The 13243-nt window shown below is 64.5% G+C and carries 15 protein-coding genes, 2 tRNA genes and 1 pseudogene; 14 read left to right on the top strand and 4 right to left on the bottom strand.

Going from position 1 to position 13243, the window contains the following annotated elements; translation table 11 throughout:
• From BUB76_RS17435 to BUB76_RS16690, 3 genes and pseudogenes are all read right to left on the bottom strand, one after another.
• Nucleotides 1-463, bottom strand: a pseudogene (locus BUB76_RS17435) (transposase); the annotation flags it as partial.
• A gap of 329 nt (nt 464-792) precedes the next feature.
• Nucleotides 793-2391, bottom strand: coding sequence for a site-specific integrase (locus tag BUB76_RS16685; protein ID WP_073130442.1), 1599 nt, complete (start codon nt 2389-2391; stop codon nt 793-795).
• Between the two features lie 114 nt (nt 2392-2505).
• A tRNA-Thr gene (locus BUB76_RS16690) sits at nt 2506-2580 on the bottom strand.
• 136 nt (nt 2581-2716) lie between these two features.
• Between BUB76_RS16690 and BUB76_RS18030 the strand changes: the two genes are divergently transcribed.
• The 11 genes from BUB76_RS18030 to BUB76_RS16740 all read left to right on the top strand — a co-directional run bounded on the left by BUB76_RS18030 (nt 2717) and on the right by BUB76_RS16740 (nt 9471).
• Nucleotides 2717-2875: a hypothetical protein gene (locus BUB76_RS18030; protein WP_175550335.1), complete on the top strand. Its 159-nt coding sequence runs from the start codon at nt 2717-2719 to the stop codon at nt 2873-2875.
• Between the two features lie 9 nt (nt 2876-2884).
• A complete protein-coding gene (gene murA / locus BUB76_RS16695) occupies nt 2885-4156 on the top strand; it encodes a UDP-N-acetylglucosamine 1-carboxyvinyltransferase (protein ID WP_073130445.1) in 1272 nt (423 codons plus the stop codon).
• The gene (locus BUB76_RS16700) at nt 4153-4617 is read left to right on the top strand and encodes a DUF2948 family protein (RefSeq protein ID WP_073130447.1); all 465 of its coding nucleotides are present in this window, start codon (nt 4153-4155) and stop codon (nt 4615-4617) included. The genes murA and BUB76_RS16700 overlap by 4 nt, the downstream gene beginning before the upstream one ends.
• Nucleotides 4618-4721: 104 nt before the next feature.
• Complete coding sequence (gene hisD / locus BUB76_RS16705) at nt 4722-6023, top strand: histidinol dehydrogenase (protein ID WP_073130450.1); 1302 nt, start codon at nt 4722-4724, stop codon at nt 6021-6023.
• Complete coding sequence (locus BUB76_RS16710; RefSeq protein ID WP_073130454.1) at nt 6020-6484, top strand: UPF0262 family protein; 465 nt, start codon at nt 6020-6022, stop codon at nt 6482-6484. Before hisD ends, BUB76_RS16710 begins: the two co-directional genes overlap by 4 nt.
• A gap of 92 nt (nt 6485-6576) precedes the next feature.
• Nucleotides 6577-6795 carry a translation initiation factor IF-1 gene (infA, locus tag BUB76_RS16715; protein WP_007205486.1) on the top strand — a complete coding sequence of 73 codons (219 nt, stop codon included), beginning with the start codon at nt 6577-6579 and terminating at the stop codon, nt 6793-6795.
• A 58-nt stretch (nt 6796-6853) separates the two neighbouring features.
• A complete protein-coding gene (locus BUB76_RS16720; RefSeq protein WP_073130515.1) occupies nt 6854-7429 on the top strand; it encodes a Maf family protein in 576 nt (191 codons plus the stop codon).
• Entirely contained in the window at nt 7426-8466 is a 1041-nt protein-coding gene (locus BUB76_RS16725) for a ribonuclease E/G (protein ID WP_073130457.1), read from the top strand. Before BUB76_RS16720 ends, BUB76_RS16725 begins: the two co-directional genes overlap by 4 nt.
• Entirely contained in the window at nt 8463-8636 is a 174-nt protein-coding gene (locus BUB76_RS16730) for a DNA gyrase inhibitor YacG (protein ID WP_073130461.1), read from the top strand. Before BUB76_RS16725 ends, BUB76_RS16730 begins: the two co-directional genes overlap by 4 nt.
• 91 nt (nt 8637-8727) lie before the next feature.
• Nucleotides 8728-8802 (top strand) — tRNA-Phe (locus BUB76_RS16735).
• Between the two features lie 321 nt (nt 8803-9123).
• Nucleotides 9124-9471: a hypothetical protein gene (locus tag BUB76_RS16740; RefSeq protein ID WP_073130464.1), complete on the top strand. Its 348-nt coding sequence runs from the start codon at nt 9124-9126 to the stop codon at nt 9469-9471.
• 5 nt (nt 9472-9476) lie between these two features.
• On the opposite strand, the gene BUB76_RS16745 is transcribed toward BUB76_RS16740, so the two are convergent.
• Nucleotides 9477-10661, bottom strand: a complete 1185-nt coding sequence (locus tag BUB76_RS16745; protein WP_139250915.1) for a tyrosine-type recombinase/integrase — start codon at nt 10659-10661, stop codon at nt 9477-9479.
• Nucleotides 10662-11206: 545 nt separating this feature from the next.
• On the opposite strand from BUB76_RS16745, the gene BUB76_RS16750 reads away from it, so the two are divergent.
• The 3 genes from BUB76_RS16750 to BUB76_RS16770 all read left to right on the top strand — a co-directional run bounded on the left by BUB76_RS16750 (nt 11207) and on the right by BUB76_RS16770 (nt 13073).
• Nucleotides 11207-11737 (top strand): hypothetical protein, encoded by a 531-nt coding sequence (locus BUB76_RS16750; RefSeq protein ID WP_073130472.1) that lies wholly within the window; start codon nt 11207-11209, stop codon nt 11735-11737.
• A 4-nt stretch (nt 11738-11741) separates the two neighbouring features.
• On the top strand, nt 11742-12200 hold the full coding sequence (locus tag BUB76_RS16755; protein ID WP_073130476.1) for a hypothetical protein: 459 nt from the start codon (nt 11742-11744) through the stop codon (nt 12198-12200).
• Between the two features lie 525 nt (nt 12201-12725).
• The gene (locus BUB76_RS16770; protein WP_073130488.1) at nt 12726-13073 is read left to right on the top strand and encodes a hypothetical protein; all 348 of its coding nucleotides are present in this window, start codon (nt 12726-12728) and stop codon (nt 13071-13073) included.
• Nucleotides 13074-13243 lie beyond the last annotated feature (170 nt).

Raw genomic sequence — 13243 nt, forward strand, 5'->3', positions numbered from 1 at the left:
CCGTAGCGGCCATACTGGCGCGCCAGCTCAATGATATCCGCCGTCAGCTGCTCTTCGTCCGGTCGCCCCCGCGGCGCCTTCCGCTGGGTGGAGCGATGCTGGCCGAGCGTGCGGCAGGCGCGGCGCTCGGATACGCCGAGCGTCTGCCGCACGTGGTCGATGCATTTGCGTCGACGCGAGGGGCTCAGAAGTTTCCCCGGGCGGCCTCGCTCAGGATCATCTTGTCGAGGGTCAGGTCGGAGACAGCACGCCGGAGCCGCTGGTTCTCTGTCTCGAGCTCCTTGAGTCGCTTCAGCTGATCGCGGCTCATGCCGCCATACTGCCTGCGCCACCGGTAGTAGCTCTGCTGCGTGATGCCGACCTGGCGCACCGCATCACCGACCGACAGCCCTTGGCCTTGCAGCACCTCAACCTGCCGCAGCTTCAGAACGATGTCTTCGGGCTTCTCTCGCTTCCCAGCCATTCTCTGGTCCTCTCCATGACGGGATCATTCTATCCCAGTGGGCGGACCACTTCAGAGGGGGCATTTCATTTGAGCCTGTTCGAGTCTGTTCGTGGACTAAGGCTGGTCTGCGGAATTATCGGAGTCACCTCACAGCGGGACAGACAGCCGGGCTTGGATCAAGCGGGATAGAAGCGCTATTCCACCTTCGCGCAGCCTCTTGCTGTCCGCCCACTCAGCCTCTCCTTAGAACCACCTCCGCAACATGCAGTATGCAAGGAGCACAATCACGACCGGCTTGGCATGTTGTCGTGGTTCAGTGGAGGGAAAGGCCCCGTTAGGCGCTTTCGCTATGACCTTACGAAGGCAGCAACCTTATCGAGCGCGTCCAGCTTCTCACTGAGCAGATCATCGCCTCCGTAGCCCGCTTCGGTGACATCTTCGTTGTCGAGACGCCCCGCGATGAGGCGACGCGTCTCCGCGTCGATCTTGGCCCTCCGAGCGGCATCCGTCCAACTGTGGCGGAGGCTGTGAAACTTCATGCCGGGAGTGGTAAGCTCAAGCGGTTTTCGAACGTGGCGTGAGAACCGGGAGCCGTAGGACGCGCCGTAGCGCCCGCGCTTGTTCGGCGGCACCTCACGACGGACCGTAACCTTCTTATTGTTCGTGTGGTCTTCGATGAACAGCATGCGTCCGCCTGCGGCGCGTCTCTGGTCGACGTATTGTAGGAAGCCCATCTCAACCACAATGGACGGGATCGGCACCACACGCAGACTGTGCTGATTCTTCACCTTTTGGGTTTCGTCCATGTCGGTGATGTCGAGGACGTGGATATTTCCGACCACGCGCACATTAGAGACCATGAGCTGGGCAAGCTCCTCCAAACGCGCCCCGGTGTAGGCGGCGAGTATTGGCATCCAGTAGTCAAGCACGTCTGCGCTGTACTTCTCAGTCGTGTAGTCGAGAATTCGTCCGACCTCGTCTCTGGTATACGCGACCGTCTTGTCCTTGTTCCTCTCAGAATGGCGCTTCTTCTCGCCTCGGGGCGCGTAGCCTGCGAACGGGTCGGCAGGCATGTCACCCCGGTTCACCGCTGCTTTGGCAATCGCCTTCATGTGGTCGGAGAACCGCTTGCGGGTTTTGAAGACGATGGTGTCGAGACCGTCTCGGTGGGCGGCTCTTACCGCTTCCCGGATCGGCAGGGCGCGGATTTTCTTTGAGGTCGAAGACGGCAGGCGGGTCAGAAGTTCATCGAACTGGTCGAGGTGACCGCGAGTCCACTTCTCAATCGGAATATCACCGTGCGCTTCGATCCACCGGCGCGCCGTATGCATCAACGACTCTCGGTTCTGCACGGTGTATTTCTTCGCGTCCGCAAGCTTCTCCGCCGCCTCCCGGACGCCGATGGTGCCTTCGTCGAAGCCAGCCGGGCCGTTCTCGACGTCTTCGGCCATTTCCTTGGCCATACGCTTCAGGGGGCGGACCTCCCCGGATATCGCCGTCAGGTGTCCGGTCAGTACGGCCTGCTCCTCGGCACGAGCTTGTCGCATGACGCGATGATCTACTTCCTCCGTCTCCTCAATCAGATCAAGGTCCGCACCCGATCCCGCCATAGCGAAGGCGGCTTGCTTTCGAAGGCTGCGAAGCTCTTCTAGAAGTTTTTCGGGACCTCCAATCTCGGTAAGAAGGTCCCGGTCCTCCTGCCCCAGAGTTCCGAGGAGCCGCTCACGGTCAGCCAACCGCTTCGCTTCCTTCACTTGCCGTTCGAGGATGGCGCGGCGCTCATTCACTTCCCGCGCAGCCTCCTTCGGATCGGAGGTCTTCAATGTCCCGCGCATGATCCCGGTCGGGTGCTTGGGGTGCAGATTTTGAACGGTCTTAGGGATCGGCAAATTGAGGTGGTAGGTCGTGCCACGCACCTTGGTTCCGGGGACCTTGGGGAGAGACATGGGAGTGCCCTTTGTGCCAACTCGATTTGGCACAAAAGTTGGCACAAAACATAGCACAAGGGAAGCCGCTTCACGCTTGTTATGCTAGATTTTCATAAAAATAGAGGGAAACCGTGGTGCTGCCGGAGAGATTTGAACTCTCGACCTCTCCCTTACCAAGGGAGTGCTCTACCCCTGAGCTACGGCAGCGGACCCGTTCGGTGGCGGGTGCATAGACGCGATGCGAATGTGACGCAAGAGGGTTGGGCGGGCTTTTTGCGGGGCATTGCGCGGGGGCACGCGCGGTCAACTGGACCCCTCCCCGGCCATGGGCTAGGACGGGACCATGACGGACGCGCGGAAGCCCCAGAAAAAGCCCAGCGATGCCGAGTTGCGCGCCCAGCGCTTGAAGGCCGCGCTCAAGGCAAATATGGCCAAGCGCAAGGCGCAGGCACGCGCCCGGAAGGCCCCCGATCAGCCCTCCGACGACACTTCCGAGCAGTAGGACGATCCGATGGACTCAATCCTTGTCAAAGGCGGCACCGAGCTTGCGGGCGCAATCCCCATCGCGGGCGCAAAGAACGCGTGCCTCACGCTCATGCCCGCCACGCTGCTGAGCGACGGGCCGCTGACCCTGACCAACGCGCCGCGGCTGTCGGACATCCGCACCATGACCGAACTCCTGCGCAGTCTCGGGACCGAGGTCACCACCTTGCAGGATGGCCAGGTCCTGGCGCTGTCGTCCCACGCGCTGAGCTCGACCCGCGCCGATTACGACATCGTGCGCAAGATGCGCGCCTCGATCCTGGTGCTGGGCCCGTTGCTTGCGCGCGAAGGCCACGCCGAGGTTTCGCTGCCCGGCGGCTGCGCCATCGGCGCGCGGCCCGTCGACCTGCATCTCAAGGGGCTCGAGGCGCTGGGGGCCGAGCTGGACCTGCGCGACGGCTACGTCCACGCCAAGGCGCCGGCCGGCGGGCTCCAAGGCGGCGTGGTCGACTTTCCGATCGTGTCGGTCGGCGCCACGGAAAACGTTCTGATGGCCGCGACACTCGCCCGCGGCACGACCACCATCAAGAACGCCGCGCGTGAGCCCGAGATCGTGGACCTGGCCCGCTGCCTGCGCGCCATGGGCGCCCGGATCGACGGCGAAGGGACCGACACGATCACGGTCGAAGGGGTCGATACGCTGGGCAGCGCGACCCACCGCGTGGTCACGGACCGGATCGAGCTGGGAACCTACATGCTCGCGCCGGCGATCTGCGGCGGCTGGGTCGAATGCCTCGGCGGATCCATCGAACTGTTGGGCGCCTTCTGCGAGAAGCTGGACGCCGCCGGCATCTCGGTCGAGGAAACGCCGAACGGCCTGAAGGTCAGCCGCAAGAACGGCCGCGTGCAGGCCGTGGACGTGACGACCGAGCCGTTCCCGGGCTTCCCGACAGACCTGCAAGCGCAGATGATGGCCCTGCTCTGCACCGCCGAAGGCACGAGCGTCCTGCACGAGACGATTTTCGAGAACCGCTTTATGCACGCGCCCGAGCTCATGCGGATGGGTGCGCGGATCGACGTGCAGGGCGGCACGGCGCGGGTCACGGGCGTCGAGCGGCTGAAGGGCGCGCCGGTCATGGCCACCGACCTGCGTGCCTCGGTTTCGCTGATCCTCGCCGGGCTGGCCGCCGAGGGCGAGACGACCGTCAACCGCGTCTATCACCTCGACCGCGGCTACGAGCGGGTGGAGCACAAGCTGGGGGCCGTCGGCGCCCACGTGGAAAGGATCGCAGGACAGTGACCGAAGACGCCCGTTTCGAAGACGCTAGCCCCGCCCCCCTGCGGCTGCGCGCCATGGATGCCGAGGACCTGCAGGTGATCTCGTCGCTGGTGCAGGACGCCGTCTTCCCCATCACCGAGATGACGTGGCAGCGCAGCCAGCGTCGGTTCGCCCTGCTGATCAACCGGTTCCGCTGGGAAGACGCGGCCGTGGGCCGGGCCGAGCGGGTGCAATCGGTGCTGGCGTTCGAGGACGTGCAGGCGGTCAAGACCAACGGGATCGACCGCGCCGATCGTGACCTGGTGCTGTCGCTGCTGTCGATCACGCTGGAGCCCGGCGAGGACGGCACCGGCCGCGCGATCCTGTGGCTGGCGGGCGACGGGGCGATCGCCGTCGATGTCGAGGCCCTGGAAGTGTCGTTGCGCGACGTGACCCGCCCCTACCTTGCGCCGTCGGGCAAGGCCCCGCAGCACGGTGAGTGACCGCGCCCGAGCGCGGCGCGACAAAGGTCGATGGACCCGCGACACCGCCGGGCTTGAGGCGGGTGCGGCACGGCGCTAGACCGTCGCGCGAAAGGATTTCCGCCATGCCGCACCTTCTGAGCACGGACGCCCCCGATTTCGAGACGCGCTTCGCCCAGCTTCTCACCCTCAAGCGCGAGGACAGCGTGGACGTGGATGACGCGGTGGCCGCGATCATCGCGGACGTGCGCACGCGCGGCGACGCGGCGCTGATCGAGCTGACCGAGAAATTCGACCGCGTGCGGCTGACCCCGGACACGCTGGCCTTCACCGAGGCCGAGATCGACGCCGCCATCGCCGAGATCCCGCCCGAGGAGCGCAGCGCGCTGGAACACGCGGCCGCACGCATCCGCGCCTACCATGAACGCCAGATTCCCGAGGACAGCCAGTGGACGGATGACGCCGGCGCGACGCTGGGCTGGCGCTGGGGCCCCGTGAACGCCGCCGGGCTCTACGTGCCCGGGGGGTTGGCCTCCTACCCGTCGTCGGTCCTGATGAACGCCATCCCGGCCAAGGTCGCGGGGGTCGAGCGTCTTGTCGTGACCGCACCCACGCCGGATGGGAAGGTGAACCCGCTGGTACTGCTGGCCGCGCGATTGGCCGGTGTCGACCGGGTGCTTCGGATCGGCGGGGCGCAGGCCATCGCCGCGCTGGCCTACGGCACCGAAAGCGTGCCGCCGGTGGACAAGATCACCGGACCGGGCAATGCCTATGTCGCCGCCGCCAAGCGCCGGGTCTTCGGCCGGGTGGGCATCGACATGATCGCCGGGCCGTCCGAGATCCTCGTCATCGCCGACGAGGACAACGACCCGGACTGGATCGCGCTGGACCTTCTCAGCCAGGCCGAACACGACGAATCGGCGCAGTCGATCCTCATCACCACCTCGGCCCCGCTGGCCGACGCCGTGGCCGGCGCGGTGGCCGCACGGCTGGAAACGCTGGAGCGTCGCGCCATCGCAGGCAAAAGCTGGGAAGACAACGGCGCCATCATCGTGGCCGGCGACCTCGGCGAAGCCGCTGCCCTGGCCGACCAGATCGCGGCCGAGCACCTCGAGCTCTGTGTGGCCGACCCGCAGGCGCTGGCCGCGAATATCCGCCACGCGGGCGCGATGTTCCTGGGCAAATGGACGCCCGAGGCCATCGGCGACTATATCGGCGGCCCCAACCACGTGTTGCCCACCGCGCGGTCGGCGCGTTTCTCGTCCGGCCTGTCGGTGATGGATTTCCTCAAGCGCACCACGATGGCCCAGATGACCCCCGCCGCGCTCAGCGCCATCGGCCCCGACGCCGCGACGCTGGCCCGGTCGGAAAGCCTCGAGGCCCATGGCCTCAGCGTGCAGGCCCGGCTGGACCTGTTGAACCGATGAGCCGTCTCTACAAGGTCGAGATCGATGAGACCGGGCTGCCCGTCCCGTCGGCGGAAATGGATCAGGAGCGCCGCGTCGCGATCTTCGACCTGGAGGAAAGCAACAGCTTCGCCCTTGTCGACGGCCCCGAGGGCGCCCTCGCCCTTACCCTCGGCCTGCAGGCGGGACAGGTCCGTTTCGACCTGGCCAACGACGCCGGGCGCAAGGCGGCGGCCTTCCCCCTGTCCATCGCGCCGCTTATGCAGGCGATCAAGGATTACGCCACGCTGTGCGACAGCTATGCCGAGGCGGTGAAGACCCTGCCTCCCGCCCGGATCGAGGCCGTGGACGCCGCGCGGCGCGACATTCACACCGAGGCCGCGCGTCAGCTTCAGTCGGCCCTTGCGCCGCACGTGACGGTGGACGCGGCAACCGCGCGCCGGCTGTTCACCCTGATCTCGGTCATGGCGCGCGACGATTAGGCCGGCACGGCGAATCCGGCTTGAATTAGGACCGCTTTCGCACCATTTAGTGCCATGCCCCGAACTGGCGGGGCGGTAAAACAGGATTGACCATGGCCAAGGAAGAACTGCTCGAATTTCCCGGTGTCGTGAAGGAACTCCTGCCGAACGCGACATTCAGGGTCGAGCTGGAAAACGGCCATGAGATCATCGCGCACACGGCGGGCAAGATGCGCAAGAACCGCATCCGCGTTCTGGCCGGCGACAAGGTTCAGGTGGAGATGACTCCTTATGACCTGACCAAAGGGCGCATCAACTATCGCTTCAAGTAACGGGGCCCGAACGGCCCCGCTATCCAAGACCACGAGGGCCCGCGCAATGGGGGACAGTCTGCGACTGGTTCTGGGCTCGGGGTCGCCCCGGCGGCGCGAGCTTCTGGCGCAGATCGGTCTGACGCCGGCCGATATCCGCGCTCCGGATATCGACGAAACCCCTTTGAAGGGCGAGCTGCCGCGTCCCTATTGCGCCCGCATGGCCGAAGAAAAGGCCGCCGCCGTGACCATCGCGACGGACGAGGTCCTGCTTTGCGCCGACACCACCGTCGCCATGGGCCGCCGCATCCTCGGTAAACCCGCGGACGAGGCCGAGGCGCGCGATTTCCTCGCCCGCCTGTCGGGTCGTCGCCACCGGGTCTATACCGGGGTGGCCGTGCGCCGCGGCGCGCAAAGCTGGTCGCGGACGGTCGAAAGCACGGTGCGGCTCAAGCAGCTCTCCAAGGATGACATCGACGGCTACATCGCCACGGGCGACTGGCAGGGCAAGGCGGGTGGCTACGCCATCCAGGGCCCCGCCGCCGTGCTGGTGGCGTGGATGCAGGGCAGCTTCAGCGGCGTCGTCGGCCTGCCGCTGCACGAGACGGCGAACCTTCTGCAGACCGCCGGGCTGCCGATCTGGGGGGCACGATGAAGGGTCGCAGCGTTCATCTCGACAGCTGGAACGGCCGGCTGGCCGCCGCCATGCTGGTGGACGGTCAGCTGGACGACCTGCTGATCGCCCCGCCCGACGATCGGCCCCAGCCCGGCGCCATCTACCGCGCCACGGTCGACCGCCCGCTCAAGGGCCAGGGCGGCGTGACCGTGCGCCTGCCCCACGGGCGCGGTTTCCTGAAGAAGGCCAAGGGCCTCGCCCCCGGGCAGGATCTCGTGGTCCAGGTCACCGGCTACGCCGAGCCGGGCAAGGCGCCGCCGGTCACGGCCCGACCTCTCTTCAAGTCGCGCCACGTGATCGTCACCCCGGACGCGCCCGGCTACAACGTCTCTCGCAGCGTCCGCGACGACGACCGGCGCGACGCCCTGCTCGCCATCGCGCACGAGGTCGCGGGACCGCCGGACCGGATCGGCCTGATCCTGCGCTCAGCCGCCGCCGAGGCCGACGATGGCGAAATCGCCGAGGACATCGCCGCCACGCTCGAGCTGGCCGAACAGCTGCAGACCGACAGCGGGACGGGCCCCGAACTGCTGTTCGACGGTCCCGACCCCCACATGCTGGCCTGGCGCGATTGGCCCATGCCCGACGCGCTGTTCGGCGAACCGGGCAATTTCGTAGATCACGGCATCCTCGACCATATCGACCTGCTGGCATCGTCGCACGCCGAGCTGGGCAGCCACGGCTGGATCAGCGTCGAGCCGACGCGCGCGCTGGTGGCCGTGGACGTGAACACCGGCGGGGACAGCTCGCTGGCGGCCGGCCTGAAGACCAACATCGCCGCCGCGCGCGCCCTGCCAGCGCAGCTGCGCTGCCGTGGCCTCGGCGGCCAGATCACCATCGATTTCGCCCCCTGCCCCAAGAAGGACCGGCGCACGATCGAGCAGATCCTGCGCGCGGCCTTCCGCACCTGCCCCGTGGATACGGTGCTGGCCGGCTGGACGCCGCTGGGCGCGTTCGAGCTGCAGCGCAAGCGCGACCGCCTGCCCCTTCACGAATTGCCCGAGGTCCACCCATGAGCTGCCCGATCTGCGCCAAGCCGACGGACCAGGCCTACCGTCCGTTCTGCTCGCGCCGCTGTGCCGACGTCGACCTGGCGCGCTGGCTGAACGGCAGCTACGCGGTGCCCGCGGAAGAGGACGAGGACTGGTCGAAGGACCCCGACAAGGACGTGGGCAAGCCCCATTGAGGCCATGCAAAAATCTGCGTCCGCCCCTCTGGACCTTTGCCCGGAGCCCGTCTAAACCGCACCCACCCGAGGGGCTTCGCCCCTGACCCGTGCCCGGGTAGCTCAGGGGTAGAGCAGTGGATTGAAAATCCTCGTGTCGGTGGTTCGATTCCGCCCCCGGGCACCAACAATCTCCCAGCCAAGACCGCAGAATCGCAATGAAAACAAGCGCATGACGCGCTTTTTCGACTTGAGGCGGCGGAAGAATCTCACATCTTCAACTACCGCGATACGGGTGCAAACCGCCCGGTTGCGAGCCTTGCCACCTCCTCGACGTGGCAAAAACATGGTAAAAACCGGTTCGGAGGGAGCGGAGGTAAATCCTACTTACCTTGGCGAATCCTACTTAGTTGCGGAGGGGCTGGGCACGCACGCCGATATGTATCAATTATCGGACTGGTCTACCGCTGGGACTGATCGCCCCTTTGCGCAACTATGGAGACCCGAAATGCCTGAGTATGATCCAACGAAGCTCGCGCGGGCGATCTTCGAGCTTGTCCAATGGGCGCTGGTCATCGCAGGGATTATTGCCGCCGCAAGGGTTCTAGAGCATTCTGGTTTGTATGCTCTCGCGGGGGTGCTGATGTTGCTGCTATGGTCTCACCTCAGCTTCTCCATCGGATACTTCTTTGGGTACACGCTCACGCTAGACGAAACAAAAATGACGCCCCGCCGCCGTATCGTTCATGGAGTGGTATCGACTGTGGGGCGCCTCATGGCGGTGATGCTATCCTATGCTGCTATCGCATGGTTCACCCGCATCATTCTTACACTTGCGGAAAGAGCTGCGGATTGAAGGCGTCAGATTGCCATCTTGGACATGACCTCTTCATGTCCGTCCTCCATCAAATGACCGTAGACGCGGAGGGTGAATGCCGGGTCCGAGTGTCCCATCCAGCGGCTGAGTTGCTTCAGGTTCGCACCGCCAGCGATCAGGCGAGAGGCATAGGCATGTCGGATCGCGTGGAAACCCCAGCTAGGGACCTCGACTAGGCGCTCCTCGCCCGTCTGCGCCAGTTGCTCGCAGCGCTTCATGAGTGGCTTCCACAGGCCCCGGTACAGGTTGCCAAGCGAACGCGCAGTGCCTTCCGACGAGGCGAAGACCAGATCATGGTTGTGGGACGATAGCAGCGGCTCAATCACAGGCGGAAGGTCGGGGTGCATCGGCATATCGCGCCGCCCGCCGATAGTCTTCGGATGCTTGATTGTCCCGTCCTCGGACGCAGCCTGTCGGACGAGGACCTTCCCCTTCGTCAAGTCGAATGCGGATCGTGGGAAGGCACGTGCCTCCCCGATCCTGAGACCGGCGTGCACGAGGAGATAGACCATCGGACGATAGACGGTCCATGCACGGCGAGTGCCCTTGTGCCTGTCCTCCGCGAGACTGTCGGCAGCACGCAAAATCGTATGCAGTTGATCTAGGCTATAGACCTCGTCCGCCTTCTCAACCTCTTTCCGCTTCACGGACTCCGGCTTCTCAAGCTCAACCGGGGGCACGGCTGCGACCCTGAGGCCCTGTCGAATGCTGTACTTCAGAATCTGCTTTGCAAGCCCGAGCGCCTTCCGCACTCGGTCGAAGCTCTGACCGTCTTCGAACATACGGTCGCGGAGGCGCTCTAGGTCTGCGAGGGTCACATCGTTTGGGTGACCGTGAAGCTCTTTGATCAAATGGTGGATCAAGAGAGAGTTGTAGCCACGAATAGTGATCGGTTCTCGCGGGTCCTTCCCGGCGGGCGGGTTCTCAAGGGAGTCGATAAACTCGGTTCCCACGGTCCAGAAATCGACGTCACGTAGCGCCTCTTCCTCAACCTTGGTGAGAGCCTTCTCTTCGTGCTGTGCCTGCATGGCGATGGAGTGCCGCCGGGCATCGTCTTTGCGCTGATGAGACTTCTCGCGCTGCTTACCGTCTTGCTTCCAACGTGAAATCCAGACGATGCGAGTCTTGCCCTTTTTGCTTGGGACTTCTTTCTTGATGTAGTGCGCCACTCTTTACCACCTCTGATTCCTCGTGTCGGTTATTGGTAGCGGCATTGGATCGGTAACACAAGGTACCAACCACGGGAGCGGCGCCGGGCTGGTCACCATGGTCAACCCGGCGCCGGCCGCGTTAGCGGTCCTCATCAGGCGGCACGCCCCTCAACGCGCCGAATAGCTGCGAAGCCTCTTCGATCCGTTCTAGCAGGGACTCGGTCCTACGCTTCAGCTCCTGCAGGTCTGCTTCGGTCGTGACTGTCGTCGCATGCTCACTCAGCCAGTACGCTCGATTAATTATGTCGCCCATCTGGTTCCCTCCTGTTGGCGTGTCGCCCACCTCCCGCCCCGGTTACTCAACATGATTCGGGTCTCGTGCGGCTAACCACTCCACCCGTACCCACACCCTAAGATCTTGTATACGAAAGAGATATTTTCCTCCCTGACAGAATTTCTGGCGAGGGACGCCGAATCGTCTCGTGACCATGAACCGTCCAGATCTTGACTCATCGTAAAATGTCAAGTATGTTTTACGCATACTCTCCCAAAAGGTCAGAACCATGCTAACCATCTATCAGTCGGACTACGCCGACTGTCTGTCCGTGCGTCGGGCTACTGCCTGCGAAAGGCTGAAATCCACTGTCTACGCCCCCGACAGCTGGCCGCGCCGGTATCCCCTTGCCGCCGCGCTGCCCACCGTTCCCAAGGCCGACCGGGCGGCAGGCTGGCCCCGCCTACTGCGCGGCGCCAAGGCTTCAAGCGACCCCTTCGAAGTTGGGCCAGACCCCATCACGGCTGCCACCAAGCTGTTCGACGCGCTCGACCAATTCCAACGTGCGCGGCTGTTCAGAGCACGGCAGCTGTTCGACGCGGCGCTGTTCGAGACGCTGGGCGGGAGTGACGAACTGGCGCCGTACCTGTCTCTTCTTCATCACCTGCTGCCGCTGCAGCGCGACACGTTGATATTCCTCCTCCACCCGGACCCCGACGCCACCCCGCCAAAGTTCAAAGAGATCGCGTCCGGATTTGCCCTGCGCCATGCGCGGTGGGACCCAAATTTCAACTTCACCAACACACAGGAGGCTGCGTAGCCCCATGGATCACACAACCCTGACGGGCCGCGACGCTGCCCGGTTCGAAGCCGTTTCAACCAAGATCATCTCCGACGCCCGGCGCGACGGGATCGCGATGACGGAATCCATGGTGGCCCGCTTGCCCAGCGCGGTTGTTGCGACCCTGACCGAAAGCGCGCTGTCCGAGGCATGGGCGAAAGAGGCCCGAGACCTTCTCCCGGAGTACGCCGAGCAAGCTGAGCGCAACGAACTTCGCGCCAAACTGGAATCCGGGGACGAGGAGGCCCTCGACCAATTTGCGGGACTCTCGCCTCAACGTCGTATCTCTGCCGCAAGAGCTGCCGGACTCGACGGCGGGCGGAAGGTCAAGACCCCGACCGCCCCGGAGGGCGACGAGAAGGTCCGCGCTCTTCGCCACGTGATGACTCTTCCGGCAAGCGCCAGAATCGCAGCTGCTCGAAAGTTGGGGCTAACCCTGTGACCGCGTACGATATTGCCGCCCAGATCGTGGACGCTGCCGAGCGTCAGGACGTCACAGTCGAAGAGATGCTCAAGTTCTATCAACTAGCACCTGAACTCGACCGAGCCGTCCGCGCCGAGATCGGTGGCATCCTCGCCGCGCGTCGCAAGCCTGCACCCGCACCCAAGCCCGCCCCGCCCACGATCCACTTCCCAGCTCCGCCCAAGGTGAGAAGTGAGTCCGCAAAAAGGGCGCTCCGCGCAGCCGACCGGAGGGACGAGTGATGCGCCGCCATTCACCCGTACAAGATGACGGCTGCGTCCTCGCCGGAATCAGGGGGACGGGTTTTCTTGCCCCACCCCCGGAGCTTGCAGAGGAACAGAAACGCAAGCGCGTAGCGAGGGCCACGAAGTGGCGTCTGGTTCAGCACCTACGCGACGCGATGTCCGACGAGGAGTTGGACGCGGAGGGGCGCCGCCTCGCCGAGGAAGTTCAGGCAATCATATCGGCCCGTGCAGAGACCCAGCGAGAAACCCGGAGGGCGGCATGACACAAGACGAATACGCACCCGCGCTCGACTGTCTGACCAACCTCCTCGCCACCATGGGGCGCCAGCGTCCCAACCGCGCAATCGAGATCGCCTATCTCGCAGACCTTCTGGACGGCTCCATGGCGCGTGCGCTGCTGGTTGCTGCCGCCGCAGGATTCGCCCCGCACCCGATCTATTCGGGGCTATGGGTAGCAGGGTGGCAGGACCTGAAGCGCCGCCCCAACCCCTACAACCCGACGAAGTTCGGGGACCTTGTCACAGACGTGCTGGACGCGCTGGCGCCAATCGAGCTGGACGAGGACGAGGCATCCGAAGAGCGCCCGCACCTGCGCCTTGTGTCGTAGAATCGATTCCCGTTACGATAACATCACAATTCTTGATGTTACGTGTTTAACGGAATTATACCTTTCAGTTTCAATGCCTTATTGGCTCAGTGCAAGTCAGAAATGCGCGTGACGCTTAATTAGGGTATTGACGGCGCATGAACGTTGTCGGGTGAAGCTCGACTCGGCCA

It is taken from the genome of Palleronia salina, assembly GCF_900141995.1.
In the GTDB taxonomy this organism is placed as follows: domain Bacteria; phylum Pseudomonadota; class Alphaproteobacteria; order Rhodobacterales; family Rhodobacteraceae; genus Palleronia; species Palleronia salina.